This window comes from Saccharomonospora cyanea NA-134, assembly GCF_000244975.1.
In the GTDB taxonomy this organism is placed as follows: Bacteria; Actinomycetota; Actinomycetes; order Mycobacteriales; family Pseudonocardiaceae; genus Saccharomonospora; species Saccharomonospora cyanea.
In genome coordinates this window covers 4,389,170-4,416,116 of the sequence record NZ_CM001440.1, presented here as the reverse complement: position 1 = coordinate 4,416,116, position 26,947 = coordinate 4,389,170, and the positions used below count along the sequence as shown (strand labels likewise).

General features: G+C 66.4%; 26 protein-coding genes and 2 pseudogenes. 25 read left to right on the top strand and 3 right to left on the bottom strand.

The annotated features are described in order from the left end of the window. Positions 1-120: 120 nt before the first annotated feature. From SACCYDRAFT_RS20580 to SACCYDRAFT_RS20550, 7 genes are all read left to right on the top strand, one after another. Positions 121-1,608, top strand: coding sequence for an aldehyde dehydrogenase family protein (locus SACCYDRAFT_RS20580; RefSeq protein WP_005459104.1), 1,488 nt, complete (start codon positions 121-123; stop codon positions 1,606-1,608). Between the two features lie 4 nt (positions 1,609-1,612). After that, on the top strand, positions 1,613-3,274 hold the full coding sequence (betA, locus tag SACCYDRAFT_RS20575; RefSeq protein WP_005459103.1) for a choline dehydrogenase: 1,662 nt from the start codon (positions 1,613-1,615) through the stop codon (positions 3,272-3,274). Positions 3,275-3,279: 5 nt separating this feature from the next. Next, positions 3,280-4,860, top strand: coding sequence for a choline BCCT transporter BetT (gene betT, locus SACCYDRAFT_RS20570; RefSeq protein WP_005459095.1), 1,581 nt, complete (start codon positions 3,280-3,282; stop codon positions 4,858-4,860). 163 nt (positions 4,861-5,023) lie between these two features. After that, positions 5,024-5,518: a hypothetical protein gene (locus SACCYDRAFT_RS20565; RefSeq protein WP_005459094.1), complete on the top strand. Its 495-nt coding sequence runs from the start codon at positions 5,024-5,026 to the stop codon at positions 5,516-5,518. Continuing rightward, positions 5,518-6,168: a DUF3558 domain-containing protein gene (locus SACCYDRAFT_RS20560; protein WP_005459093.1), complete on the top strand. Its 651-nt coding sequence runs from the start codon at positions 5,518-5,520 to the stop codon at positions 6,166-6,168. Before SACCYDRAFT_RS20565 ends, SACCYDRAFT_RS20560 begins: the two co-directional genes overlap by 1 nt. Positions 6,169-6,170: 2 nt before the next feature. Next, positions 6,171-7,541 carry a hypothetical protein gene (locus SACCYDRAFT_RS20555; RefSeq protein ID WP_005459092.1) on the top strand — a complete coding sequence of 457 codons (1,371 nt, stop codon included), beginning with the start codon at positions 6,171-6,173 and terminating at the stop codon, positions 7,539-7,541. 2 nt (positions 7,542-7,543) lie between these two features. Beyond that, entirely contained in the window at positions 7,544-8,287 is a 744-nt protein-coding gene (locus tag SACCYDRAFT_RS20550) for an ESX secretion-associated protein EspG (RefSeq protein WP_005459091.1), read from the top strand. Positions 8,288-8,417: 130 nt separating this feature from the next. Here the strand turns inward: SACCYDRAFT_RS20550 and SACCYDRAFT_RS20545 are convergent, their stop codons facing one another. Then, positions 8,418-8,792: a winged helix-turn-helix transcriptional regulator gene (locus SACCYDRAFT_RS20545; RefSeq protein ID WP_005459090.1), complete on the bottom strand. Its 375-nt coding sequence runs from the start codon at positions 8,790-8,792 to the stop codon at positions 8,418-8,420. Positions 8,793-8,875: 83 nt separating this feature from the next. On the opposite strand from SACCYDRAFT_RS20545, the gene SACCYDRAFT_RS20540 reads away from it, so the two are divergent. The 16 genes and pseudogenes from SACCYDRAFT_RS20540 to SACCYDRAFT_RS27025 all read left to right on the top strand — a co-directional run bounded on the left by SACCYDRAFT_RS20540 (position 8,876) and on the right by SACCYDRAFT_RS27025 (position 22,004). Next, positions 8,876-9,286 (top strand): RidA family protein, encoded by a 411-nt coding sequence (locus tag SACCYDRAFT_RS20540; RefSeq protein WP_005459089.1) that lies wholly within the window; start codon positions 8,876-8,878, stop codon positions 9,284-9,286. A gap of 829 nt (positions 9,287-10,115) precedes the next feature. Further along, positions 10,116-11,486: a hypothetical protein gene (locus SACCYDRAFT_RS26475; RefSeq protein ID WP_157606542.1), complete on the top strand. Its 1,371-nt coding sequence runs from the start codon at positions 10,116-10,118 to the stop codon at positions 11,484-11,486. Continuing rightward, a complete protein-coding gene (locus tag SACCYDRAFT_RS26090; RefSeq protein WP_005459087.1) occupies positions 11,483-12,370 on the top strand; it encodes a DNA adenine methylase in 888 nt (295 codons plus the stop codon). Before SACCYDRAFT_RS26475 ends, SACCYDRAFT_RS26090 begins: the two co-directional genes overlap by 4 nt. Positions 12,371-12,589: 219 nt before the next feature. Further along, on the top strand, positions 12,590-13,825 hold the full coding sequence (locus SACCYDRAFT_RS20535; protein WP_005459086.1) for a helix-turn-helix domain-containing protein: 1,236 nt from the start codon (positions 12,590-12,592) through the stop codon (positions 13,823-13,825). Continuing rightward, positions 13,822-14,397: a flavoprotein gene (locus SACCYDRAFT_RS20530; protein ID WP_005459085.1), complete on the top strand. Its 576-nt coding sequence runs from the start codon at positions 13,822-13,824 to the stop codon at positions 14,395-14,397. The genes SACCYDRAFT_RS20535 and SACCYDRAFT_RS20530 overlap by 4 nt, the downstream gene beginning before the upstream one ends. 106 nt (positions 14,398-14,503) lie before the next feature. Continuing rightward, the gene (locus SACCYDRAFT_RS20525; protein ID WP_232212867.1) at positions 14,504-14,791 is read left to right on the top strand and encodes a hypothetical protein; all 288 of its coding nucleotides are present in this window, start codon (positions 14,504-14,506) and stop codon (positions 14,789-14,791) included. Between the two features lie 67 nt (positions 14,792-14,858). Next, the gene (locus SACCYDRAFT_RS20520; RefSeq protein WP_005459080.1) at positions 14,859-15,323 is read left to right on the top strand and encodes a hypothetical protein; all 465 of its coding nucleotides are present in this window, start codon (positions 14,859-14,861) and stop codon (positions 15,321-15,323) included. A gap of 25 nt (positions 15,324-15,348) precedes the next feature. Further along, positions 15,349-15,600: a hypothetical protein gene (locus tag SACCYDRAFT_RS20515; protein ID WP_005459078.1), complete on the top strand. Its 252-nt coding sequence runs from the start codon at positions 15,349-15,351 to the stop codon at positions 15,598-15,600. 179 nt (positions 15,601-15,779) lie between these two features. Next, complete coding sequence (locus SACCYDRAFT_RS20510; RefSeq protein ID WP_005456432.1) at positions 15,780-16,097, top strand: helix-turn-helix domain-containing protein; 318 nt, start codon at positions 15,780-15,782, stop codon at positions 16,095-16,097. A 17-nt stretch (positions 16,098-16,114) separates the two neighbouring features. Next, complete coding sequence (locus SACCYDRAFT_RS20505) at positions 16,115-17,032, top strand: integrase core domain-containing protein (RefSeq protein WP_198284920.1); 918 nt, start codon at positions 16,115-16,117, stop codon at positions 17,030-17,032. Continuing rightward, the gene (locus tag SACCYDRAFT_RS20500; protein WP_232283718.1) at positions 17,029-17,268 is read left to right on the top strand and encodes an AMED_5909 family protein; all 240 of its coding nucleotides are present in this window, start codon (positions 17,029-17,031) and stop codon (positions 17,266-17,268) included. The genes SACCYDRAFT_RS20505 and SACCYDRAFT_RS20500 overlap by 4 nt, the downstream gene beginning before the upstream one ends. A gap of 646 nt (positions 17,269-17,914) precedes the next feature. Then, a pseudogene (locus tag SACCYDRAFT_RS27035) lies at positions 17,915-18,448 on the top strand (FtsK/SpoIIIE domain-containing protein); the annotation flags it as partial. Between the two features lie 399 nt (positions 18,449-18,847). Continuing rightward, the gene (locus SACCYDRAFT_RS26680; protein ID WP_052309213.1) at positions 18,848-20,491 is read left to right on the top strand and encodes a replication initiator; all 1,644 of its coding nucleotides are present in this window, start codon (positions 18,848-18,850) and stop codon (positions 20,489-20,491) included. Between the two features lie 85 nt (positions 20,492-20,576). Then, positions 20,577-20,708, top strand: a complete 132-nt coding sequence (locus SACCYDRAFT_RS26080) for a helix-turn-helix domain-containing protein (protein ID WP_232283870.1) — start codon at positions 20,577-20,579, stop codon at positions 20,706-20,708. Between the two features lie 119 nt (positions 20,709-20,827). After that, positions 20,828-21,223: pseudogene (locus SACCYDRAFT_RS27030) on the top strand (phage integrase central domain-containing protein); the annotation flags it as partial. Between the two features lie 145 nt (positions 21,224-21,368). Then, entirely contained in the window at positions 21,369-22,004 is a 636-nt protein-coding gene (locus SACCYDRAFT_RS27025) for a tyrosine-type recombinase/integrase (protein ID WP_232283717.1), read from the top strand. A gap of 46 nt (positions 22,005-22,050) precedes the next feature. Here the strand turns inward: SACCYDRAFT_RS27025 and trhA are convergent, their stop codons facing one another. Further along, on the bottom strand, positions 22,051-22,728 hold the full coding sequence (gene trhA / locus SACCYDRAFT_RS20485) for a PAQR family membrane homeostasis protein TrhA (protein ID WP_005459072.1): 678 nt from the start codon (positions 22,726-22,728) through the stop codon (positions 22,051-22,053). A 108-nt stretch (positions 22,729-22,836) separates the two neighbouring features. Here trhA and SACCYDRAFT_RS20480 point away from each other — a divergent pair, with 108 nt between their 5' ends. Next, the gene (locus SACCYDRAFT_RS20480) at positions 22,837-23,616 is read left to right on the top strand and encodes an isoprenyl transferase (protein ID WP_005459071.1); all 780 of its coding nucleotides are present in this window, start codon (positions 22,837-22,839) and stop codon (positions 23,614-23,616) included. A 368-nt stretch (positions 23,617-23,984) separates the two neighbouring features. Then, complete coding sequence (locus tag SACCYDRAFT_RS20475) at positions 23,985-25,385, top strand: PhoH family protein (RefSeq protein WP_005459070.1); 1,401 nt, start codon at positions 23,985-23,987, stop codon at positions 25,383-25,385. A 111-nt stretch (positions 25,386-25,496) separates the two neighbouring features. Here the strand turns inward: SACCYDRAFT_RS20475 and guaB1 are convergent, their stop codons facing one another. Next, on the bottom strand, positions 25,497-26,936 hold the full coding sequence (gene guaB1, locus SACCYDRAFT_RS20470) for a GMP reductase (RefSeq protein ID WP_043537440.1): 1,440 nt from the start codon (positions 26,934-26,936) through the stop codon (positions 25,497-25,499). Between the last annotated feature and the right edge of the window lie 11 nt (positions 26,937-26,947).

Sequence of the window (26,947 nt, the reverse complement as noted above, 5' to 3'; positions counted from 1 at the left end):
TCGGACGGGTGTGACAGCCCTATCTCTTCACTGTGTACGCATGTACATATAACATGTACCAGCGTACACAAATTGTGTGGTGTGAACCACACCGGAACGGAGGAGTGGGAAACCCGCCTCATGAGAGACCTCTACATCGACGGAGCCTGGACCGAGGCGACGACGTCGAACGGCGGCCGAGCCGTACTCAACCCCTACGACGGCAGCACCGTGACGACCGTGTCCGAAGCCGGTCCGGACGATGTGGACGCCGCCGTGTCCGCAGCCCGGCGTGCCTTCGACGAGGGTTCGTGGCCCACGACTCCCGCCCGCGAGCGCGGTGACCTCCTGCGGAGGGTGGCGGAGCTGTTGCAGCGCGACCGCGAACACATCGCCCGGCAGGAGAGCATCGACACGGGCAAGACCCTGGCCGAAGGCCGGATCGACGTCGACGACGTCACGAACGTCTTCCGCTACTACGCGAATCTCGCCGACGCCGACGCGGGTCGCGTTGTCGACACCGGCGACCCCGGCGTGGTCAGCCGCGTCGTCTACGAGCCGGTGGGCGTGTGCGCGCTCATCGCGCCCTGGAACTACCCGCTGCTGCAGATCGCGTGGAAGATCGCGCCCGCACTGGCGGCGGGCAACACCATGGTGCTCAAACCCAGCGAACTCACGCCGCTCACCACCATCGCCCTCGTCGGGCTGCTGGAGGAGGCGGGCGTTCCGCGTGGCGTGGTGAATCTCGTGCTCGGCGACGGCGGAAGCGTGGGCTCGGCGATGGTGCGCCACTCCTCCGTCGACCTGGTGTCGTTCACCGGTGGCCTCGCCACCGGCAAGAAGATCATGGCGATGGCGGCCGAGGGCGTGAAGCGCGTCGCGCTCGAACTCGGCGGGAAGAACCCGAACGTCGTCTTCGCGGACGCGGACTTCGACACCGCCGTCGACTACGCGCTCGCCGCCGCGTTCGTCCACTCCGGTCAGGTGTGTTCCGCGGGAGCCCGGCTGATCGTGCAGGACGAGATCCACGACGAGTTCGTCGCCGAACTCGGTCGCCGAGCCGACGCCATCCGGCTCGGCAACGGCCTCGACGAGGGCACCGAGTGCGGCCCGCTCGTCTCGGCCGAGCACCGCGCCAAGGTGGAGCGCTACATCGAGCGCACGATCGCCGAGGGTGCCCGGCTGGTCGCCGGAGGTGGACGTCCGTCCGAACCGGAACTCGCGAACGGGTTCTTCCTGCGGCCCACCGTTTTCGCCGACTGCACGCGGGACATGACCGCCGTGCGGGAGGAGGTGTTCGGGCCCGTCGTCACCGTGGAGCGCTTCCGTGACGAGGCCGAGGCGATCCGTGTCGCCAACGACACCGAATACGGCCTCGCCGGTGCCGTGTGGACGAACGACGCCTCCGTCGCGCAGCGCGTCGCGGGAGCGCTGCGGCACGGCACGGTCTGGATCAACGACTACCACCCGTACCTGCCCCAGGCCGAGTGGGGCGGATTCGGCAAGTCCGGTATCGGACGTGAACTCGGACCGACCGGACTCGACGAGTACCGCGAGGCCAAGCACATCTACCACAACATCAACCCGAAACCGATGCGCTGGTTCTCCGGCGATCCCAAGGAGGGATGAAGAAGTGGCAAGAAGGTACGACTACATCATCGTGGGCGGGGGGTCGGCCGGGTGCGTGCTCGCCAACCGGTTGAGCGAGGACCCGTCCACCAGCGTCCTCGTGCTGGAGGCCGGGCGCTCGGACTGGATCTGGGACATCCTCATCCACATGCCCGCGGCGCTGACCATGGTCATCGGCAACCCGCTGTACGACTGGCGGTACGAGTCCGAGCCCGAGCCGTACATGAACGGCCGCCGCGTGTACCACGGCCGCGGCAAGGTGCTCGGCGGGTCGAGCTCCATCAACGGCATGATCTTCCAGCGCGGCAACCCGATGGACCTCGAGCGGTGGGCTTCCGACCCGGGCATGGAGACCTGGGACTACGCCCACTGCCTGCCGTACTTCAAGCGCATGGAGAACTGCCGTGCCGGGGGAGACGAGTGGCGCGGTGACGACGGCCCGCTCTGGCTGGAACGCGGTCCCGCGAAGAACCCGCTGTTCGGCGCGTTCCTGGAGGCGGCGCAGCAGGCGGGCTACCCGCTGACCTCCGACGTCAACGGCTACCGTCAGGAGGGTTTCGCGGCGTTCGACCGCAACATTCGCAACGGCCGCCGCTGGTCGGCCGCGCGGGCGTACCTGCATCCGGTGAAGCACCGCCGCAACCTCACCGTGCAGACGCTCTCCCACGTCAACCAGGTGTTGTTCAACGGCAAGCGGGCGATCGGCGTGTCGGTCAGTCGGCTCGGCCGCAAGCCCGAGAACATCTACGGCGGCGAGATCATCCTCTCCGGTGGTGCCATCAACACGCCGCAGCTGCTCCAACTCTCCGGTGTGGGAGACCCGCGGCACCTGAGGCCGCTCGGGATCCCGACCGTCCAGGACCTGCCGGGTGTCGGTGAGAACCTCCAGGACCACCTCGAGGTCTACGTGCAGCACGCGTCCAAGCAGCCGGTGACGTTCAACCCGGCGCTCAAGCTGCACAACCGCCCCAAGATCGGGCTGCAGTGGCTGCTCGGCCGGACCGGCCCCGCGGCGACCAACCACTTCGAGGCAGGCGGGTTCGTACGGGGCAACGACGTCGTCGACTACCCGAACCTGATGTTCCACTTCCTGCCGATCGCGGTCCGCTACGACGGAACGCAGATCGACACCCCACACGGCTACCAGGTCCACATCGGACCGATGTACTCGGACGTCCGGGGCAGCGTGAAGATCAAGTCGGTCGACCCCAAGGCGAAGCCGGCGCTGCGGTTCAACTACCTGTCCACGGAGAACGACCGCAAGGAGTGGATCGAGGCGGTCGGTGTCGCCCGCGAGATCCTGAAGCAGCCCGCGCTCGACGAGTTCAACGGCGGCGAGATCTCACCGGGACCCACGGTGCAGACCGATGAGGAGATTCTCGACTGGGTCGCCCGGGACGCCGAGACCGCCTACCACCCCTCCTGCTCGGCACGCATGGGCATCGACGAGATGTCCGTCGTCGACCCGACGAGCATGCGAGTTCACGGCACGGAGAACCTCCGCGTCGTCGACGCCTCGGCCATGCCGTACCTCACCAACGGAAACATCTACGCGCCGGTGATGATGCTCGCCGAGAAGGCCGCCGACCTCATCCGGGGTAACACCCCGCTTCCACCCGCGGACACGCCCTACTACCGACATGACCGTTCCCACGGCGAAAGGTGAGTACCGTGTCCGACAGCGACGATAAACAGATCGCGGAGGAAGGCAGCACCGTCAACCGCGTGGTTTTCCTCGGATCGGCGGCGGTCATCCTCCTGATCGCCCTCTGGGGCATCATCGCCCCGGACAACGCGGCGGACACCATCGGCGTCCTCGTCGGCTGGGTCTCCGAGGGACTCGGCTGGTACTACATCCTCCTCGCCACGATGATTCTCGCCTTCGTGGTGTTTTTGGCCGTGTCGAAGTACGGCCGGGTCACGCTCGGCCCCGCGAAATCCAAACCGGACTACGGGTTCTTCTCGTGGGGCTGCATGCTGTTCGCGGCGGGCATCGGCATCGACCTGATGTTCTTCTCGGTCTCCGAACCGGTGACCCAGTACCTTGCCCCTCCCGAGGGAGCCCCGGAAACCCTCGAGGCCGCGCAGGACGCCGTGGTGTGGGCGCTGTTCCACTACGGCATCACCGGGTGGGCGATGTACGCGCTGATGGGCATGGCGCTCGGATACTTCGCGTTCCGCCGCGGGCTGCCGCTGGCCATCCGCTCGGCGCTGTACCCGCTGATCGGCAAGCGCGTGCACGGTCGCGCGGGCCACGCCGTGGACATAGCCGCGGCGCTGGGCACGGTGTTCGGCATCGCCACGTCGCTGGGTATCGGCGTCGTGCAGCTCAACTTCGGGTTGCACTTCCTGTTCGGCATCCCGCAGGGCACGGCCGCGCAGATCGGGCTCATCGCGCTGGCGGTTCTGATGGCGACCGTGTCGGCCGTCGCGGGCGTGGACAAGGGCATCAAGCGGCTCTCGGAGCTCAACGTCGTCCTCGCGCTCGGACTGATGGTGTTCATCCTCTTCGCCGGTGACCCGGTGTACCTGCTGAACGGGCTCGTGCTCAACATCGGCGACTACCTCAGCGGCTTCTCCGACATGACGCTGAACACCTTCGCCTACGACCGGCCCACCGAGTGGCTCAACTCGTGGACGCTGTTCTTCTGGGCCTGGTGGATCGCGTGGGCGCCGTTCGTCGGCCTGTTCCTGGCGCGCATCTCGCGAGGCCGCACGATCCGTCAGTTCGTGGCGGCCACGCTGATCATCCCGTTCCTGTTCACGGCGGCGTTTCTGTCGGTGTTCGGCAACAGCGCGCTGAAGCTGGTGCGGGACGGCAACGCGGAGTTCGGTCAGGTCGCGGCGAACACACCCGAGCAGGGCTTCTACACGCTGCTGGCGCAGTACCCGGGAGTCACGTTCAGCGCGGGCCTGGCGACGGTCGTGGGCCTGCTGTTCTACGTCACCTCGGCCGACTCCGGGGCGCTCGTGCTGGGCAACCTCACGTCGAAGCTGCCCACGCCCACCACCGACGCGGTGCCGTGGTTGCGGGTGTTCTGGTCGATCGTCATCGGCCTGCTGACGCTGGCCATGCTCATCGTCGGCGGCGTGGCGACCCTGCAGAACGCCACGATCATCATGGGGCTGCCGTTCTCGGTGGTGATGGTGCTCGTCATGTGGGGCCTGTACAAGGCCCTGAACAAGGAGAAGACGAGCGAGAAACAGTTCCTGGCCGCCCCGCCGAAGGAACGAGTCCCAGCCGGACGCTGAAGCCCCCGACATCGTGTCCGCAGGTTATGCACGACTGCGGACACGATGTCGACCAGAAGTGTCCGGTGTGAGGTGGATGGCTGGTTTCGTCTGTTCCCACCCTGTGAGGGGATGGTCACGCTACGATGCTCGTCGGCTGTTGCAGAGTGCAAGGGGGCGAGTAGTGGAAGCCAGCAGGGGAACTGGCGACTTCGCTGTCGGCGACGCCGCGCGGTTAGGGCTGTCGACGGCGCCGGGTGGGGGCGCGGTCGGTACGGGTATGGCGAGCCTGTGGCGCAACACGAACTTCATCGTCGACGGCAAGGCCTCGACTCCCGGCGCGGGTGGAGGCTTCGAACTCGACACCGACACCGCCGAAGGCCTGTACCGGGAAGCCGCCGCATTGGCCGATGATTTGGCTGAGCAGGCGCGTGAGGCGGAGAACCTTCGCGAGACTCGACCGCCCGCTGAGGACCCGGCCAGTGTGGGCTTCAACGATGTCGGGAGCCAAGCATTCGATGCCGGGGCCCAGTATGTCAGGGCCGAGGCCGAGTTTTATAGAGGGCTCGCGTGGGCTTTGGGCAAGGCGCTTGGCCTGTACCAAGAGTCCGACGAGCAGGCAAGACGGGATATCACCACCTCCGGTGGAGAGGCCGATTCTGGTGGAGGTTTCATCTGATGAAGCGCGTGGTTGCAGTGCTGAGTGTCGGTCTTGCCGTGCTAGCGGTCGCGGGATGTTCGGAGGAGTCGGCTGGTGAGGCGGCTCCGGGGTCGGAGTCGTCGGTGCCGGGGCCCGCCGAGCAGACGTCGGCGAGTTCTTCGAGCGAACCCGGTTTGCCGCACAGCGGTGCTCCAGCGGTGACGGACCCGTTGCCGGAGTCGGTGCTGTCTGTTCATCCGTGTGACGTCCTCACTCGGCAACAGGTGCAGGGCGCATTGGGTCCGGCTGCGTCGGAAGGTGAGCGCAGGGATCTCGACGAGGTGGGGCCGGGCTGTGACTGGGGAAACCTGGATACCCTCGGCGGGCTTCGGATCGGTTTTAGCGTCGTGTCGCGAGAAGGGCTTAGCGCGCAGTATGCGAACACGAAGCCCCAAGTAAAGGTTTTCCGGGAATCGGGGCCGGTAGCGGGCTTTCCTGCGGTGGCTTACAAGACCAGCGAAGACGATAGTTACTGCACCGTGGCTGTGGGACTGGCTAACGAGTACTCGATCACGACAACTGTGACTCTCAGCGCCGAGAAGGAAGCCGAGGGGGTTGACTCCTGCGTCCCGGCGGAGAGGGTCGCCGAGATGGTCGTGGGGAATCTGAAGGCCAAAGCGGGGAGATAACGGTGGGGTTGTTCGACGGGATCGGAACGAACTTCGCGGAGGAAGTCGTTCCGAAGATTCTGGCCGACATGGGGGTCCTTCCGGTTCACGAGCTGGTTCGTCGCGTGCACGAGGGGGACGCGTCGAAATGGCACGATGCGGCCACCAAGGCCGACGCCATCGTCACTGCTCACCACGAGGCGAGTGAGCGCAGCAGGAAGATGTTGCAGGTGCTGGAGAGCTCCTGGACGGGAGCCGGTGCCGACGCCGCCGCGAACAAGATCCGCATGGGGGCCCAGGCGACCCAGACGTCCGCGGAGGTGTACGCCTCCAACGCCCGCGTGTACACCGACGGCGCCCACACCTTCGACAGCATCAAGCAGCAGCTGCCTCCGGTGTCCGCGAATCCGCCGGAGCGAGGCGTCGTCGACGTTCTGACCCCGTGGGACACCGACACCGAGGACCAGATCAACCAGCACAAGGCCGATGTGGAGCGTGCCCGCCAGATCTACCAGGGCTACGAACAGGCCATGCAGTCGGCGCAGCAGGGCGTGGTGAAGGACTTCGGTTCCCTGGGCACGTTCGACGGCGACCTCGGTGCCATCGAACGCGACAAGTCCGGCACGGTGAAGGACGCCGGAACAGGCATCAGGACGTTCGACGAACCCACCTCATCGTCGCGCTCCGGCGCCCCGTCGTCCAGCCAGCCGGTGACGACCGGCGGCCCGACGTCGACGCAAGGATACCCGACGCCGCACCTGCCGAGCTCGCCGCAACCCGACTCCAGAACGTCCGCCTCGGGATTCGCGCCTTCGGACGTCAGCCGCCCCGCAGCCGCCGCTCCCAACTACACCACCCCGGGCTTCAACCCCCCGAACACCGGTTTCGGCCAGGGCGGCGGGAACAGCTCCTATCACCCGCCGGGCTTCGGCCCGATCGGCAGGCCTGGAGGCTTCGGTCCTGCCGGGGGTCCGCCAGCAGGAGGAGGTGGTCGCTTCCCCGTTCCCGGCGTGGGCGCGGGCGCCAACGGGATGCCCCGCGGGGGCGCAGCCGTCGGTGGTGCGGTCGGCGGCGCTGGCGGCGCGGTTGGCGGTGCCGGTGGTACGGGCGCGCCCGGCTCGGGTAGGGCCACGGGTACTGCCCCGTTCGGTCCGGCCGGAGGCGGGCCTGCGGCTGCCGGTGGTGCGGCGGGCGCGGCCGGTGGTCGCGGTGCGATGCCCATGGGGGCCATGGGCGGAGCTGCCGGCCGTGGTGGGCAGGGCGGTGGCGACGAGGAACACCAGCGCCAGTACGTCCAGGCCACCGACGAGGCGTTCGCGCTCACCGAGAACGGGGAAGTGCTCCGTGACCCGGTCACGGGCAACCTCGTCGCACCCCCGACCATCGGCGGGTAGCCGTGGTGGCCACACTTTCCCGCCCGATCGCACTCCCGCGGGTGGTGTTGCTGCACCTGTGGGAACTGGAGGGCCTCGGCGATCCGCACCCGCTGCTGGGTGCGGCCGACCTGTACGTCCCGCAGGGCGAGCGGGGCGAGTTCACGCGCCGATGCTTCCACGAGCTGGCCGGTCTCGGGTTGGCCGACGGGGACATGCTCACCCGTGAGTTCCGGGTCGTACTGCGGATCCTGGCCTCACCGGGTCGCGAACTGTACTGCTGGAGCGCCTACGTCGACGACCCCGGCCGCGACCGGCAGTTTCTCGTGGCCTTGGCCGGGGGTGACGCGGTGGCGATGCAGGTACAGGGCGAAGCGGTGGCGATCGTGCCGGTCGACGAGCGACGCCTTCTCGAGGAGTTCGTCGGCGAGCTGCCCGAGTTCCCGCCCGCGCCGGTGCCGGATCTCCACACGACGCGGCAGGCCTTCGACACGCGAACCGAGAACCATGACATGTTCGCCGCGAGCCTGAGCCCGGAAATGGAACTCGAAAGGCAGTTGAAGGCTCCGCGCGAAGCGGTGCACCAGGTCTACGCCGGTGGTACGTCGGACGGCCGGTACCGGCGCAGCCAACCACTCTCAGTGATCGACATCCGCGACGAGGGCAGGATCCTGGTGTTCGCCGACGCGCAGCAGAACCTGCACCGCCTCTCGGGGACTCCGGCCAACCTGGCGAGGGCCTTCGCGGCGACCTGGCAAGGCCTGTAGCCGGTCCGAGAGGCGTGCCGATGAGTGGGCCAGGACGGATCCACCGCGGTCCGTCGTGACCGACGAGCCCACCAACGATGTCGAGCGCTGAAGCGGCAGCGTCGCGCCGTTGCCGTCTCAGCTGGGCACCTCATGCTTCGTCGTCGAACCGGGCGCGCGCCCGCCGCACCTCGGGAAGGCTCGCGGAGGTCCACCGCAGGAGTGCGTCGATGAGGTCCTGGAGTGTCGTTCCCAGCGGCGTGATGCGGTACTCGACGGCTACGGGGCGCGTGGCGGTGACGACTCGCGCGACCATCCCGTTGCGTTCCAGGCGCCGAAGCGTCGCCGTGAGCGACTTCTGTGTGATCACGGGGATGGTGCGGCGCAGTTCGTTGAAGCGCCGTGGGCTCTCACACAGCTTGTCGAGCACCATCAGCGACCACTTGTCGAGCAGCTGATCCAGCAGTTCGCGATGCTCGGCGGTGATCTGCGGGTGTTCCGGGGTGGTGGGGGTGGTTTCCTGCATGAAACCTAGTCTCGTTGAAGTTCCCTTCAGACACCAGGTATCCCTCGTATACCTGCTAGAGGTGCCATCACGAAGGGAACGACATGACAGTGCAGCTGGTGACTCCCGAGGGAATGTTCCAGCCCGTCCCGTACCACCACGTCGCGATCGGAACCGGTTCGAAGCACGTGCACGTGGCCGGGCAGATCGCGCGGGACGCCGACGCGAATCGCATCGCGCCGGGGGATCTGACCGGTCAGCTCGCGCACGCGCTGCGCAACACGGCACGTGGCCTCGCCGGCGCGGGCGCGACCTTCGCCGACGTGGTGCGCCTGCGATTCTTCGTCGCCCGTTGGAAACCCGAGCAGATGGACGCCTTCCTCGCGGGCATCGACGAGGTCACGGACGAGTTGGGAATCCCGCGTCCGCTGCCACCTCTGTCCGTCATCGGTGTCGACTACCTGTTCGAACCCGACGTGCTCGTCGAGGTCGAGGCCTACGCCGTACTGGACTGACGGCGAAGCCGGCGGCCGTGGCTCCGCCGCTTGTGGGCTGGTCCGACCTTCCCGACGGGCAACCGCGTCGGGAAGGTCGGTCGGCGTCAGCCGCCGGTAGGGCTTTGGTGCCGGTCTCGACCTGTGAAACCCCTGCTAGGCGTACATGGCCAGCCAGATCGCGATGAATTGATCCCGGAGTCTGGCTGACCTGCCGTTCGAGCGTAAAAAGCGGGTTTGACCTGCGGGAATGCTTGTCATCGTTTCTCGCGGGTTCTGGGTCGTTCCGGGGCTCATACGGCCTGGAGACGGCCTGGCGCGAGCCTGCCCACTCGCCCTCCTTCATCCCGGTACACAGCCCAGAACGCGGCCGGTGGTGCCGTGTCAAGGGTCGAAGATCGCGTCAGCGACGCGGTAGCGCCCTTGATGCGGTGCCACCGGCCGTTGTCACGATCCGGTGTCGGGGTGGAGGATGTCCGTAACGACGTAGTTGCGCTGAGCGACCGAGCGGGTAGGACGTGCTGATCTGGGGGAGGGCTGCCCGTGCTCCACGTGGACATGTGCGCCGCCAATGCGTGGCGATTTCAATACATTGCGCGGGCCGCTCCGCCCGGCCGGTGGGCGGAGCGGAGCGGGAGCCCACCGAGCCGGAGCGGATGCGGCCCCAAGCGCGCCAGGACGGCCGCGAGCGCGTCGCCGCTGGCGGCGCGCCTTGATCCCATAGAGGCGGATTCGGCAGCTTGGCTGCTGCAGTTGAGCATGAAGGGCGCCTAGAGCTCGAATAAGCCGAGTAGGCGAATCAAAGCGAAAATTATTCAAATTGATCGACTTAGGTGTGATGATGGCCCGCATGAATACGCAGGATTTCCCAGTTGCAAGCCTTTTATTGGACGAGGAGAATCCGCGATTCGAGCAGAAGGTAAGCAGTCAGCGTGAAGCAATAAACGCGATCCTTTCCGAGGCGCCCGCAAAGCTTGTTGCTCTCGCGCAAGACATCGCCCGGAAAGGTGTCAACCCCACCGAATTACCTGTAGTTACTGAAATAGACGAACGTATTGTAGTAATCGAGGGTAATCGGCGAGTCGCCGCTCTTAAGCTTCTCAATAATCCGGACCTGGCTACTGACGCAGGGTTGCGTCGACAATTTGGAGATGCGGCGCAGCAGGGAAAGGGGCCAACGAGTATATCCTGCGTGGTCGCAGAATCACGATCCGATGCGGATCACTGGATTGCTTTGCGGCATACTGGTGAGAATGGCGGAGTCGGTATTGTCTCATGGAACACGGAACAAAAGTATAATTTTGAGCAGCGGCGGCAGATTCGACGCAGTAAAAGTTCTCAGCGGGACCGGGCAATAATTTTCTGCAATGCAGTAAGTGCGAAATTCGCCGACGAAGCAGATTTGCTGGTCGATGTGGCGAAAGTTCGAAGAGAGCGTTTGACTACGCTAGGTCGCCTTGTTTCTGACCCAGAGGTCCGAGCCGCGTTAGGTATCGATTTTTCAGAAGATTCTCTTCTCTTTCACTACCCGCACGACGCGACTATGTCAGCCGTCTCTCGTCTATTTGCTGATCTTGCCAGTGAGCTGTCTGTTTCACAGGTGAAGAGCAAAGCTCAGCGTCGCCAGTATATTGGCAAGATCGAAGCGGATCTGCCATCCCGATCAACACGCCTGGCAAATCCTGAGTCAGTAAGTCCGAGTTCTACGAGTGGCTCGATTGGCAGCGACAAGACACCCCCGATTGGCAGCACCAAGACACCAGCTACGCCAACTAGGCAGCGGAAACCTCAGGAAAAGTACATTTTTCAGGGGCTACGTCTCCGCAATGTGCACCTTCGGACGGCCGATGTGCTGCATGAGGCTCAGCGGGTAGAGATCGATAGCTCGCCGAACCTAGCGGCTATCATGCTTCGAGTCGTGATTGACATCGCAGTGACGGACGTGGCTGACCAGCTGGGCTGGACGAAGAGTCAGCAGGAGCTCAAGGAACGTATCCGGGCTGTTCTTAATAAGCTCGATCCGGCGCGTAGTGACATGGAGTTGACAGATGCACGTCGCCATTCGGAGGGGGATCAATTGCTTGGAATTAAAACCCTGCACGGCTTCGTTCATCATTGGTCGACGCATCCTCTTACGACTGATATTCGCAAGTTAAGTGCGGCTTTTCGGCCAATGTTGGCCAAGTTGGACGTCTACTTGGGAGAGCATCGTAAGTCGTGAGATATCTAAGTCCTTTGAGGTATCCTGGCGGTAAAGCCCGGTTGGCATCGTACATCGCTAAGCTAATTTCTGTCCAAAATCCTCGACCGTCTGACTATGCGGAACCATTCGCAGGCGGAGCCGGTGCAGCACTCCGCCTGTTGGTTGACGAAGAAGTTAGCAGAGTGCATCTTAACGATCTAAACCCCGGAATCGCCGCTTTTTGGCGTTGTGTTTTTTGGAAGACTGAGGAGTTTGCGGACCGTATTGAAAGTGAAGAGGTCAACATTGAGGCGTGGCGTAGGCATGCTGAGGTGTATGCAAACCCCTGTCGCTATGAAGATATAGAACTGGGGTTCTCGACTTTCTTTTTGAATCGATGTAATAGGTCGGGTATTCTAGATGCGCGTCCAATTGGAGGTCTTGATCAGTCTGGAAAATGGAAAATTGACGCGCGTTTCAACCGGGAATCGCTCGCCTATAGAGTGAGATTTCTTGGCCAGTACCGAGAGCGGGTCTCTGTCACGCAACTAGATGCGCGCGAGTTTCTCCGCTCTATTGAGTTATCACATGAAAGATTTTTTGTCTATATCGATCCGCCATATCTGGCGCAAGGCGATGATCTCTATTTGGATTCGCTGAAGCCAAATGATCACGCGCAACTTGCTTCGTTGTTGCGGTCATCTCCTTTGCGTTGGCTCCTGACGTATGATACTCAAGAATGGATTATAAACGATCTTTATGTCGGAATGCGCGCATTAGAGTTCGATCTAGCGCATACTGCACAGGTGCAACATGTTGGCACTGAGTATGCGATCTTCAGCAGTGACTTGAGGCTTCCCGATGAAGATCAACAACTTGCGCGGAGTATCGGTCGGTGGATCGTTGAGGGGGGGCTGGCCTAATCTTCTAATGGCGCCAACGAAGGGTGGATTGCTCGTGTTGGATCACCGATCACGGCAATTTTCAAATCGCACTACTTTGTCGTAGATGTGCAGGCGCACCATCGATGCCATCTCGTGGGGAAGGTGGTTGGACACATTATTTGTGACCTTGTCGTCTGGTCAGGCATCGCCGTGAGCGGCTGCTGACCTACTCCGAACCAAGTGCGTATCCTCGGCGGCATGCGGGGTGCTGGTGAGGATCTAAGCATCGGTGAGCGGGTGGCGTTCTATCGGCGCCGCCGTGGTTTGTCGCAGGCCGTGCTAGCTGGGCTGATGGGGAAGTCTGAGGACTGGGTCAGCAAGATCGAACGTGGTGAACGGCAGGTCAACCGCATCGATGTCGTTGTGGAGTTGGCGCGGCAGTTGCGGGTGACGTTGAATGATCTGCTTGGTGAGCCGGTGTTGTTCGAGGATGAGGACGATAACGACGATGTTCCGGCAGTGCGTGATGCGCTGATGTCCCCGCAGCGGTTGTCTCGCACGTTGTTCGGCGGTGGGCTGCAACCGGAATACGTCGATACGGAGCCGGTGGCCCGGGTGACCGAGGAAGCGTGGAACCAGTACCAGCAGGGCAAGGTGGGACAGGTGATCTCGCTGCTGCCAGGGCTACTCAAGTCGGCGCAGCAGTTGGAGCGTGGGGCGGCTGGACGTCCTGCCTATGCGCGTCGGGCGTTCGCGGTGTCGGCACGCATTCATCACTTGGCGGCCACGACCCTGAGCAAGGTCGGTGAGGCGGACCTGTCGTGGATCGCTGCGGAGCGGGCGATGCAGGCGGCCGACCAGTCTGAGGATGCGTTGGTGCTGGCGTCGGCGGCGCGGGCCGGGACGCACGCGCTGTTGGCTGTGGGCCGGTTCGATGAGGCGCTGAGTCTGGGGGAGACGGCGGCTCGATGGATGGCGCCGGAGCTGCGTGACGGGAACCCCGGTGCATTGAGCCTGTACGGGATGCTCCACCTGCGGACGGCGGTGGCGGCGGCACGTCGGCAGGATCGCCGGACCGCGACCGAACTGCTCGGGCAAGCCGATGCGGCGGCCGAGCGGCTGGGTAGGGACGGAAACTACTGGCAGACCGGTTTCGGCCCGTCGAACGTCGAGTTGCATCGCCTGTCAGCGGCGTTGGACCTGGGCGACGTGGCGCACGTGGTCGAGCGAGGGCAGGCGGTACGGCCGACACATCTTCCGGTGGAACGGCAGGTCACGCATGCCATTGATGTGGCTCGTGCGTTAAGCATGTTCGCCCGCGACGACGAGGCGCTGGACATGCTGCTGGACGCGGAACAGAAGTCCCCGCAATTGGTTCGCCACTCGTCGATGGTGAGAGAAGTGGTGCGCACCCTGTATCGCCGTGCGCCGGTCAGTAACGGTAAGTCGTCGCCGCTGTTCGGGTTGGCTGAGCGGTGCCGGGCGGTGCGATGAACACGCGGGCACTGGGGCTCATCGGATCGGCTGCCGGTGGGTTGGAACGTATCCGGTCGTCGCTGGTGGAACCGGCGATCGCTCGCGGTTGGCGGGTGGCGGTGACGCTGACCCCGACCGCCGGCACGTGGCTGGAAGCCAGTGGGGAACGGGCACGCATCGAGCAGGTCACCGGCCTACCCTGCCGTGTAGCACCTCGACTGCCGAGTGAGTCGAGCCCGCACCCGCCGATTGACTGCTACCTGGTGTGCCCGGCTTCGGCGAACACAGTTGCGAAGATGGCGCTCGGCCTGGCGGACAACCAGGCGTTGACCACGGTGTGCGAGGCCATCGGCTCTCGGGCAGTGCCCGTGGTGGTGTTCCCGCGGATCAACGCGGCTCACGCGCGTCAACCCGCGTGGGACTCTCATATCGCCGCGTTGCGGGGTGCCGGGGTGTACCTGCTGATGGGCGAGGACTACTGGCCTTTGCACGAGCCCCGGAGCGCCCCCGGTAAGGATCTTCCTTGGGGAAAGATCCTCGACGCAGTGGATCGCATTTCTCCTGTTCACGGCTCGTCCAGTACTGACTGATCACGGACCCGGACAGTTTGTCCGGGTGGTTTGGACGACTCCGGGTTTTCCTGGGTGTAGCGGCCCTGATGGGTGGGCTCGACCAGGAAGGAACGAACCCGTGAGCATGTATGTGATCGTCCAGCCCTCCGCTGGGGACGGTGCGGAGGTCGTGGAACCGACCCCCGGCGTCCGCCAGCTCATCGTCGGAGTCGGTAATGCGGCACTGAGTGTGCAGGTACCCGCCAGACTCGGTGGTCCTGCGGACGCGGCCCGCTTCGCCCGTGGCTTGTCCAGTGCGGCGCTGGACTTCGCCGAATGGTGCGAACAGCAAAGCCTCGGGCGGCACCGGCTGGGCGATCCCTACAGCAGTGGCCCTCCTTCCGGTTCCTGGCCCACCGAGGGTGGCGACTGAGTCGTCTCCCCAAGGTCGCGGCAGGACAGATCAACCAATCGAAAGAGACAGCACGGGAGAAAGACGAATGGCGATCCCAAAGGGTCACCGGTTTCCGATCGAGTTCGATGAGGCGTTTCCGCAGGGTTTGGTGATGGTCGGTGAGGTGTCGCCGGATACGGAGTTCCAGTCGCGCGAGGACAAGGCGATGGGCAAGCCCGCTCGTCAACGAGTGGATGAAGCGACGGGGCTGCTCCAGTGGAAGGTCACGGTGACCGACCCGTCGGAGTCGAACGCGAAGCGGGCTTCGTTCGAGGTGACGTTGGTGGCGAAGGTGCAGCCGGTGCCGCCGACGTCGGAGGCGTTGCCGGGGATGCGGCCGATCGAGCTGGAAGGGCTTACGGCTGAGCCGAGGGTGGCTGGCAACGGTGAGTTCAAGTACCAGTCCTATGTCTTCCGGGCGACCGGCTTCAAGGCCCCTGCTGCTGCGGGCGGCGGGCGCTCGGGCAAACCCCCGGCGTCGGGTGGTGAGTCGTCGGCCAAAGCCGCGTGAGCGGGCGCGAAAGGCTGCGTGACGAGTGCCGTTCAACCTGACATTCAGTCCTGACCCTGCGGCGAGAGCGGGTACGCAGGCGTTCTGTTTCGTGGACGAGTCGGCGACGCTGGTGGTGTACGCGGACCCGGATTGTCTGACGATCGAGCCGCCGCGTGATCCGGCGTTGTGGCCGGACTTCGCGAAGTTCCTGTGTCAACTGCGCAATGCGGCTGACGAGTTGGCCGGGTGGCTGAAGCGTGAGCCCGCGTGTTCGGGCGTGGAGCAGCAGGAGTGACCGTGATGGCACGGAGGTGAGTGCACGTGGCGTCGTGGTTCTGCCTCCGTGCCTGAGCACGTTCCGTTTCTATCGAGTCATGAGGAAGGGGGGTGTCAGATGTGGTCGAGGATGTGGGTGTCGCGCGTCAGACTTTGTGGCTCAGGGGTTATGTAGGTTCCTGAGCAGGAGGTATGACGATGAGCCGTCCCCCGGTGTTCCCGGTGGAGGACAAGATCCGGATCGTGCTGAGCGTGCTGTCCGGGGAGATGACGATCGCCGAGGCCGCTCGGCGGAACAAGGTCTCGGAGCAGTCGGTGTCGCGGTGGAAGGCCCAGTTCCTCGAGGGCGGCCGGGCCGGGGTTGCCGAGGGCGGTAAGGCCGGTCCCTCGAGTCGTGAGGAGCAGTTGCAGGCCCAGATCGACGAGTTGACCACGGCACTGGGCGAGGCGCATGTCGAGCTGCGGGTGTGGAAGCGCTCCGCGGAGCGGCTGGCCCCTTCGAGGACCTCGAGGTGATTCGCCAAGACGCGGCGATGCCGGTCTCGAGGTTCACGGCCTTGATCGGCATCCCGCGCCGCACCTATACCCGCTGGATCAGCAAACAGCGCGCCGGGAACCCGCCGAAGGGCCCATGGCCGGCACCGGCGGTCGAGGCGTTCGAGCCGGTCGTGGAGAAGTATGCCCAGGCCTGGCCGGCGTGGGGACACCGCAAGATCCACGCATTGATGCGCGCCGATGGACACGAGGTGTCCGTTTCGACCGTGGAGCGGGCGATGCGGCGGCGGAATCTGTTGCAGTCCACGAAATATCAGGCTGAACGACGAGAGCTAGCCAAGGCCCGTAAGGCTGCGTTCGCCGAGCCGCCTACGGGGCCGAATCAGGTGTGGCAGCTGGATTTCTCTGAGTTCGAGACCACCCGTGGTGGGATCTGGCGGATCGCCGGGTGCGCGGACTACTACTCGAAGTACGAGTTCGGCTGGCACCTCGCGACCACCTGCAACGCCGCCGATGCCGAGCTCGCCGTCCGGATCGCGATCGCCGAGGCCGAGCGGCTGGCCGGTGGCGTGCCGTTGGCCGAGCAGCTCACCAACCCCGAGACCGGGCACATCAAGCGGATCAAGGTGGTCACCGACAACGGTGGCGCCTTCAAAGGCAGCAGGTTCGCCGCGTTCATCGCCTCTCGCCCCGAGCTGCTCCACATCCGCACTCGGCGTCGCTCACCCGGCCAGAACGGCGTGCGGGAACGGGCATTCGGATCGCTGAAGTACGAGCACCTCTACCGGATGGAGATCGACGACGGGCAGACCCTCGCCGCCGAGGCCGAGCGCTACCGGCACGTGTTCAACCACATCCGCCCCCACGAGGCACTCGGCATGCAACGACCGATCGAGATCCACCAGCAAGATCAACAAGCACAACTTTCATCCAAGAAAACTGAGCCAGATTCTTGACGCGGGACATGGGGCCGGTGCCGCAGGTGCGGACGTTGATGCAGGCTCACGAGGCTCTGGTGGCTGAGCGTCCGGGGTTGGATGCTCCGGCGCGGGTGTGGCGGCGGTACTACCTGCGGAGTGCGCGGGTGTATGCCGAGGTCGCTGAGATCGACCGGGGCCACCATCACGAGGCGATGTATTGGGCCGATCGGGAACGGCGCAAGGCCGACGAACTGAAGATCACGGCCCAGTAGAACGACACACAGAAGACGACAACGGAAGCGTGCGGGCTGTCGGCTTGTGCGGCGATACCGCACGCTCTCATTCACTGATTGATCGTTAGGCGCAGAAGCGGTTTCCTTGGCTGCCAACCGTTTGGCCGCTTCTGCGCTGTCCACACCAGACGGAGTGGTCAATGGATAGCCTAAACACGTGCCGTGGGTGGCTGTCAACCGGGCACCCCGGCGTATTGACTGATCGAGCTTTTGCCGGTGCGGCCCTGATCGGGGGTGAGCGCTGGTGAATGTGCGTGGATCGCGCTGGGTCGATCCGGCCCCATTGGAAGTGGTGCGGCCTCGGTTGCCGTGGTGGACGCTGCTGCCCCGGTGGGTGCAGCTTGCGGCGTTGCCGTTCGTGCTCGTCGGCTTGGTCGGTTGGCTGGTGGTGCAGCTCGGTCGCCTGTTGTGGCGTTACCCGCTCACCTTTGCGGGGGCGGTGCTGGTCGGCTGGGTCCAAGCCGCCTTCGGCTGGTGGGTGCTCGCCTTCACGCTGCTGGCCGTGGTTGTGGTGCTCGGGTTGTGGTGGCGGCTGCACCGCGACTTCTTCACCCGCTTCGCCGTGGCGCAGGTGCGCACGGAGTATCGCCGGTTCGGGGTGTATGCGTGTCAGTGGCGGACGGTGATGCGCCTGTCCGACCTGGTCAAACGCGACCGGGGTAAGGAGTACCGGCCCCGCCTCGGCCTGGTGCGCGCGGACGGCTGGCGTGACCGGGTGCGGGTCCGCATGGTCAAGGGGCAGGCTCCGGAGCAGTGGGAGGCGCACGCCTCCGGGTTGGCGCACGTCTTCCGGGCGCAGACGTGCCGGGTGCGGGTGCGTAAACCCGGCCGGTTGGAACTCGACCTCGTTCACCATGACCCGCTTGCCCACTCCATCCCGGCACCCGTGCTCGCCGAGAAGCCGGACACGGTTGATCTGCGACGTGTCGTAGTCGGGCGCACCGAGACGGGTAGGCCGTGGCGGCTGCGGCTGCTGGGCCGTCACCTGCTCGCGGTTGGTGCCACGGGCGCGGGGAAGGGTTCGCTGTTGTGGTCGCTGGTGTGGGCGCTGGCTCCGCTCATCCGCGCGGGCCGGGTGCAGCTTGTGGGGATCGATCCCAAGGGCGGGATGGAGCTGGGGCAGGCTCCGGAGGTGTTCCAGCGGGTCGTGTTCGACAACGGCCCCGACGCTGTGGCCCTGTTGGAAGAGATCGCCGCCACGGTCAAGGAACGCGCGGCGCGATATCGGGGGATGCTGCGGTCCTGGACTCCCGCGACGGGTGACCCGTTCCTCGTCCTGGTCATCGACGAACTCGCGGACGTGTTGGCCTACCAGTCGGATAAGCAGTTGCGGGAGCAGGGCGCGGCGGCGCACGAGATCTCCGAGCACACCCCTGGTGTGGCCTGGGCCAAGGAAGACGGGCGGCGGGAACCGTTCCGGGCGCGCGCGTTCCACGTCACCGACACCGACCTGGATGCCCTGGCTACCTATGTCACCGGGCGGCTGGTGCGACGGGCGCAAGTGCTGCCCTTCCCCGACCCGGGACGGCGGCACGGGCTGGTCTGGGGGTGCGGCGGCATGACGTCCGTGGCCTCGTTCCCCGGTGACGTGGCCGGCCAGACGCGGGCGCAGCGGATGCGGCAACCGCTCACCACCGAGGTGATCACGGCGACGGCGGAGAAACATGGCGTGTGTGTGCGGCCGTTCACCATGGAAGTCGGCGATCCCGACACCGGTGAGTTGCGCTACGTCGCCGTGCCCTGTGGCTCCACGGTCGAGTCGGTGTGCGGGCCGTGTGCGCGCAAGGCGAAGGCGCTGCGGCAGACCCAGTGCCGCGAAGGCTGGCACCTGGACACGGAGCCTGATTTCACCCCTGAGCCACCCAGCGCCGAACAGACGCAACTCTTGGAGTACCGGGCGGATCTCGTGGCGGCCTATCGGCAGGCTCTTGCCGAGGGTGCGGAGTGTGACGCCGAGGAGGTCCGCGAGGAAATCCGCGGGGTGGATGAGGAGTTGCGAGCCTCCGGGATGCGGGGGCGGTTGCCCGCGGTGGACCCTCCGGCGGCGCGGCCGAAGAAGCGATCCACCAAACGCAGGCAGGACGCGCCCAACCTCCCGCGACGCCGAGTCGAGAACCGCACGATCGGCCGAGAGTATGCGGGGCGGTTTCGGCCCTCGATGTTTGTCACCCTCACCCTCGACACCTACGGGCGGGTGCGCGAGGACGGCACTCCGGTCGATCCCGGTAGCTACGACTATCGGCGGGCGGCGCGGGATGCGGTGCACTTCTCCGCCCTGGTGGATCGCTGGTGGCAGAACCTTCGCCGAGTGGTGGGATGGGAGGTGCAGTACTTCGCCACCGTCGAACCCCAGCGGCGGGCGGCTCCGCACCTGCATGCCGCTGTCCGGGGCTCGATCCCGCACGAGATCGTCCGGCAGGTCACGGCGGCCACGTATCACCAGGTGTGGTGGCCTGCCCATGACCAGCCTGTCTACGGCGGTGACCACGTGCCCGTGTGGGACGCGGGCAGGCGGGTGTTCGTGGACCCGGACACCCGGCAGCCACTCACCGGCTGGGATGACGCGGTGGAGCAGGTGAAGGAACCGGCGCATGTGGTGACCTTCGGGGCGCAGGTGCATTCGAAGGGCATTCTCGGAGGCACGGAGGAAGCCGGGCGGCACATCGGCTACCTGACGAAGTACCTCACCAAGGCCACCGGTGAAGTCGTCGAAGCGAGCAGTTACCGGCAGCGGGAGCATCACGATCGACTCCATGCCGAGTTGTCGATCACGCCGTGTTCGCCTCGGTGCGCGGTTTGGCTGCTCTACGGCATCCAACCCCTCGGTGCGAGCGCGAAAACCGTGCCGGGGCGGTGCAAGGGCCGCGCGCATCGGCGCTCCACCCTCGGCTTGCCTGGGCGGCGGGTGCTCGTCTCGCGCAAGTGGTCGGGCAAGTCTCTGGCCGATCATAAGGCGGATCGCAAGGCGTTCGTCCGCGCCATGCTCGCCTCGGTCGGCATCGAGAAACCCGAACAGGACACCTCGCGGCTGGTCTGGCGCAAGCTCGCTCCCGGCGATCGGAATGTTCCACCACGGGCGCACCTGCTGATGCGGGCGATCGCCGAACGCATCACCTGGCGGGCCGAATACGACCGGGCACTCCTTGCCGCGCAGGGCCCACCAGGCGGGCCGGAGACTTCGGCAACTCCGCAAGCAGCGTGAACAACGACGGGGGAGAAGCAGCTTGGGCAAGGTCGCCAGCTTTGAGCGGTTGTGGACGGTCGAGGAGGTTTCGGACTAACTCGGCATTCCGGTCAAGACGCTCTATCAGTGGAAGTGGCGTGGTGAGGGGCCGCCGGTTCGCAAGATCGGCCGTCATCTCCGCTATGACCCGGCCAAACTCCGCGCCTGGGTCGAGGCGGCGGACGAGGCGGCGTGAGTTTCTTCGGCAATTCTCGATTGGGGGCGTGAGTGGGGCATATCCAGGATCGGTGGTATCGGGCGAAGCGTGATCCGGTGACGGGTCAGGTGGTGGTGAACGCCAAGGGCAAGCCGGTGATGGAGCGCACGGAGCTGTACGGCAAGGGGATGCGCTACCGGGTGCGCTACCTCGACCCGGACGGCAACGAGCGGGCCAAGACGTTTCCCGACCGGCAGAAGAAGCGGGCCGAGGACTTCCTGATCGCGGTGGAGTCGGACAAGCGGGAGGGTAAGTACGTCGATCCGCGTGCGGGTCGGGTGTCGTTCAAATCGGTGGCGCTGCGGTGGGTGGAGGCGCAGACGTTCGACTACACGACGCGGGAACGGGTGCAGAGCCGGGTGGCGACGCATCTGTTGCCGTTCTTCGAGGGGCGGTCGATCGGGTCGATCAAGCCGAGTGACGTGCAGGCGTGGCTTCGCTGGTTGCAGGATCGCCAGGTGGCCTCGACGTCGCGGGTGCTGTACTTCTCGCACCTGGTGTCGGTGTTCAGCTTCGCCCAGGAGGACAAGCTGATCGTCACCAATCCGGCGCGGTCGCGGAGTGTGACGCGACCTCGGGAGGACAACGCGCGGGTGCGGCCGTGGTCGGGGGGATCGGGCTCGGGCGGTGCTGGAGGCGATGCCGGAGCAGTACCGCCCGGCCGTGTGGCTGGCTTCCGGGCTTGGGCTGCGCTCGGGGGAGGTGTTCGGATTCTCGCTCGACGACGTGGACCGGGACCGCAACGTGGTCCGTGTGCGGCGGCAGGTGCGGCTGGTGGAGAACCGGCCGGTGTTCGCGCCGCCGAAGCGGGGCAAGACGCGGGAGGTGCCGATCGGGGCGGCGCTGCTGGATGATCTCGACGCTTACGCGGAGCGGTTCCCGTCGACGCCGGTCACGCTGCCGTGGCGGCATCCCTCGGGTGAGCCGGTGACGGTGAGCCTGTTGATGGTCAACGCCGAGGGCGGGCCGGTGCGGCGGACGACGTTTCGCACGTCGGTGTGGATACCGGCGTTGAAGCGGGCGGGGATCGAGGCGCCGACGCGGGCGGACGGCATGCACGCGCTGCGGCACCTGTACGCCTCGGTGCTGCTGGACGCGGGCGAGTCGGTCAAGGCGGTCTCGGAGTACCTGGGCCACGCGGACCCCGGTTTCACGCTGCGGGTGTACACGCACCTGCTGCCGTCCAGCCACGAGCGGACCCGCAAGGCGGTGGACGCCTTCTTCGGGACGGTGCTCGATGGTCTGGACGGCCCGGACGAAGACCAGGCGGCGTGACGGCCTGGCCACGGCCTGATCTCGGTCCGGACCCCGGAAACCCCTGCTAGGCGTACATGGCCAGCCAGATCGCGATGTAGTGCGTGATCGCCGCGGCCACGGTGCAGGCGTGGAAGAACTCGTGGTAGCCGAAGGTCTCGGGCCAGTAGTTCGGCCAGCGGGTCGCGTAGAACACCGAGCCCAGCGTGTAGAGCACGCCGCCGACCAGCAGCAGTACCAGGGCCGCCACTCCGGCGTTGCGGGCCAGTTCGGGCAACACGAAGACGGCGACCCAGCCGAGTGCCACATAGATGGGCACGCCCAACCAGCGCGGCGCGGTGGGCCACAGCATCTTCAGCGCGACGCCCGCGATCGCGCCGCCCCACACCACACCGAGCACGACGTAGCCGGTCGGCTGCGACATCGCCAGCAGCGTGAACGGCGTGTACGTTCCCGCGATGAACAAAAAGATCATCGAGTGGTCGGCGCGCTTCATCCAGGCGTACGCGCGGGGACTCCAGAGCCGCCGGTGGTACAGCGCGCTCACTCCGAACACGCCGAGCACGGTCACGCCGTAGACCGACGTGGCCAGGGCGGCGAGGCCCGACACGGTGGATGCGGCGAGGGCGATCAGAGTCGCTCCCGCGGCGACCGCACCGAAGAAACTCCAGAAGTGGATGTGACCCCGCAGGCGGGGCCTCGTGTCCACGACATCGGACAACGGGGTGTTGGACTGATCGTGCATCGCTACGCTCACCCGATCAAGGCTACGGAACCGTAGGTTTGTTCGCACACCGGTGAGTGCGGGAGTACAGCGAAGGTCACTCCGCCGCCAGGCGTAGTCTCCCCTGCTGTGAGTCTTCGCTCGTTCCTCTCCCGCGTGGTCTACACGGTGTACTCGTGGCGGCTCAAGCAGCAGGCCGCCGGGCGGCACCCCCGCCACATCGGCATCATCCTCGACGGCAACCGCCGCTGGGCACGCGAGGCGGGCTTCACCGACGTCAACGGCGGTCACCGGGTGGGCGCGCGCAAGATCGCCGACTTCCTGAGCTGGTGTCGCGAGGCGAACGTCGAGGTCGTCACGCTGTGGTTGCTGTCGACGGACAACGTGCGCAGCCGGTCCAACGAGGAGGTCGCCGCGCTCCTGGAGATCATCCCGGACGTCGTCGACGAACTCGCCAAGCCGGGCAACTCGTGGCGGCTGTCGATCGTGGGAGCTCTGGACATGCTGCCCACCGACGTCGCGGCCAGGCTCACGGCCGCGGCGCAGCGCACCGACGGTCGCACGGGGATGATGGTCAACGTGGCCGTCGGTTACGGCGGGCGGCAGGAGATCGCCGACGCCGTGCGCAAGTTGCTGCGGCAGTACGCCGACGAGGGCAGGACCATTCAGGAACTCGCCAAGATCCTGGACGTCGACCACATCTCCGAACACCTGTACACGTCGGGTCAACCCGACCCCGACCTGATCATCCGGACGTCGGGGGAGCAGCGGCTGTCCGGGTTCCTGCTGTGGCAGTCGGCGCACTCGGAGTTCTGGTTCACCGAGGCGTACTGGCCCGCGTTCCGGCGTGTGGACTTCCTCCGGGCGCTGCGGGACTACGCGGTTCGCCACCGCCGGTACGGCGCGTGAAACCGCGGTGAATGCTCGCTGACATCACTCGACCGTGCCGTAAGGCGTTCACCAAACGTGAGTTGAGGCACCCCTGATTCACCTAGGTGGCTGCCTGCGTGAAACGGGCGTCGCAGGTAGCTTCCGAAGTGGCGGCGCACGGACCCAGGTGAGTCGCCGCGGGAGGCCCTGGTCGTGACGGTTGTGGAGCGAACGGCGGCGACGCGAATCGCGGAGCTGCTTCCGAAACACACGAGGGGGCCGGCACCGGGCCCTCGTGGCCGCATGCCCTGACACCGGAGCGTGTCGGAGCCGGCGACCAGCCAGGGCAGTGCCCGGCCCCAGCGAGTGTGGGGCGTGGTGCCGACGCCCCTGAGGGAGATGCCGTCGTGACTGCGCAGCGCGTGCCCCGAAACGACTCCGGCCGCTCGCCCGTCAGCGCTTCGAGCGCGGACGGAGGCACCGACCCCGGCGACACAGGTGACCGATCGCCCCGTACCTATGTGCTCGACACGTCGGTACTGCTGTCGGACCCGTGGGCACTCACCCGGTTCGCCGAGCACCACGTGGTGCTGCCTCTCGTCGTGATCAACGAGTTGGAGGGGAAACGACACCACCCCGAGCTCGGGTGGTTCGCCAGGGAGTCTCTCCGGCTGCTCGACGACCTCCGGCGCACGCACGGCCGCCTCGACGCCCCCGTGCCGATCGGGGAGCACGAGGGAACGGTGCACGTCGAGTTGAACCACTCCGACCCGACGGTGCTCCCACCCGGCTTCCGCACCGACTCCAACGACCACCGCATCCTCGCCTGCGCGTTGAACCTCGCCACCGAGCGGAAGTCGGTGACCTTGGTGACCAAGGACATCCCGCTTCGGGTCAAGGCCGGTGCCGTGGGCCTGCCCGCGGACGAGTACCGCGCCGAGGAGGTGATGCCGTCCGGCTGGACCGGCATGGCCGACCTCGACGTTCCCGCCGAGGCCATCGACGCGCTGTTCGCGTCGGGTGAGGTGGATCTGGCCGACTTCGGCAGGGCCGAGGTGGCCGAGTTGCCGTGCAACACCGGGCTGCGGCTGCTCGCGGGCACCACGAGCGCGCTGGGCAGGACGACGCCGGACAAGCGGGTGCGGCTGGTGCGCGGCGACCGTGAGGTGTTCGGGCTGCACGGCCGGTCCGCGGAACAGCGCATCGCGCTCGATCTGTTGATGGACCCGGAGGTCGGGATCGTGTCGCTCGGCGGCCGGGCGGGCACGGGGAAGTCGGCTCTCGCGCTGTGTGCGGGGCTGGAGGCCGTGCTGGAACGCGGCATGCACCGCAAGGTGGTCGTGTTCCGTCCGCTGTACGCGGTGGGTGGGCAGGACCTGGGTTACCTGCCCGGCACCGAGAGCGAGAAGATGCAGCCGTGGGCGCAGGCGGTGTTCGACACGCTCGGAGCCCTGGTGAGCCAGGAAGTGATCGACGAGGTGATCGACCGCGGGATGCTCGAGGTGCTTCCGCTGACCCACATCCGGGGCCGGTCGCTGCACGACGCCTTCGTGATCGTGGACGAGGCGCAGTCGTTGGAGCGCAACGTGCTGCTCACCGTGCTGTCACGCCTGGGTGCGGCGTCGCGGGTGGTGCTCACCCACGACGTGGCGCAGCGGGACAACCTGCGGGTCGGCAGGCATGACGGAGTGTCCGCGGTGATCGAGAAGTTGAAGGGGCACCCGCTGTTCGCCCATGTGACGCTGACCCGCTCGGAGCGCTCGCCGATCGCCGCGCTCGTCACCGAGATGCTGGAGAACCACGGCTGAGCGGGTGTCCTGCGGACACGAGACGGTGTGTCTCGTGTCCGCAGGTCGTGAACGTGTGTCCGCAGTCTGTGCGCGCGTGTTCGCGCCGCACGCTGCGGACACGCCGTGGGGTTACCAGCCCGCGGGCAGGGGGCGGCCCTCGGCGAAGCCGGCGGCCGACTGCACACCCAGTACCGCGCGCCGATGGAACTGCTCCAGGTTGGTGGCGCCGGCGTACGTGCAGGCGGAACGCACTCCCGCGGTGATGGAGTCGAGCAGATCCTCCACGCTCGGCCGCAGCGGGTCCAGGGCCATGCGTGACGACGAGATGCCTTCCTCGAACAGCGACTTGCGAGCGCGTTCGTAGGCGTTGTCGGAACGCGTGCGCGCGGTCACGGCGCGCTTGGAGGCCATGCCGAACGACTCCTTGTAGGGCCTGCCGTGCTCGTCGTGACGCAGGTCGCCGGGCGACTCGTACGTGCCCGCGAACCACGAGCCCACCATGGCCGCCGACGCTCCGGCGGCAAGCGCCAAGGCCACGTCCCTCGGGTGTCGCACGCCGCCGTCGGCCCACACGTGCTTGCCCGCCTCGCGGGCGGCGGCCGCGCAGTCGAGGACGGCGGACAACTGCGGCCTGCCCACGCCGGTCATCATGCGTGTCGTGCACATGGCTCCGGGGCCGACACCCACCTTGACGACGTCCGCGCCGGCCTCGATGAGGTCGCGCGTGCCCTCCGCCGTGACGACGTTGCCCGCCACCACCGGCACCGACGGTGACACCGATCGCACGGCCTTGAGCGCGGCCAGCATCTTCTCCTGGTGACCGTGGGCGGTGTCGACCACGAGCACGTCGACGCCTGCGCTCAGCACGGCTTCGGCCTTGGCCGCGACATCGCCGTTGACACCGACGGCCGCGCCGATGCGCAACCTGCCGTCCGCGTCGAGCGCGGGGGTGTAGATGCCCGCCCGCAACGCACCCACCTGGGTCAGTACGCCCACGAGCCGACCGTCGGAGTCGATTCCGAGGGCGAGGTTCTCGCCGCGTTCGTGCAGCCGCTCGTACACCTCGCGGGGAGGGGTGTCGAGCGGCACCGTGAGCACCGACCGCTCCAGCACCTCCGCCAGGCGAGCGAAGCGGTCGACGCTCGCGCACGCGTCCTCGGTGACGATGCCGACGGGACGGCCCTCGCCGTCGACGACGGCCACGGCGCCGTGGGCGCGCTTGCCCACGAGGTTCAGCGCGTCGGCCACCGCGTCCCCGGAGCGCAGGATCAGCGGCGTGTCCCACACGGTGTGGCGGCCCTTCACCCACGCCGTGATGTCGGCGACCGCGTCCGGAGCGACGTCCTGGGGGAGTACCACCAAGCCACCCCGGCGGGCGACGGTCTCGGCCATGCGCCGGCCTGCGACCGCGGTCATGTTGGCGACGACGATCGGGATGGTGGTGCCGGTGCCGTCGACGGTGGAGAGGTCGACGTCGAACCGTGACTCCACCGCCGAGCGGTTGGGCACCAGGTAGGCGTCGTCGTAGGTCAGGTCGTGAGCAGGCCGATGGCCTTCGAGGAACTGCACGAGACTCCAGC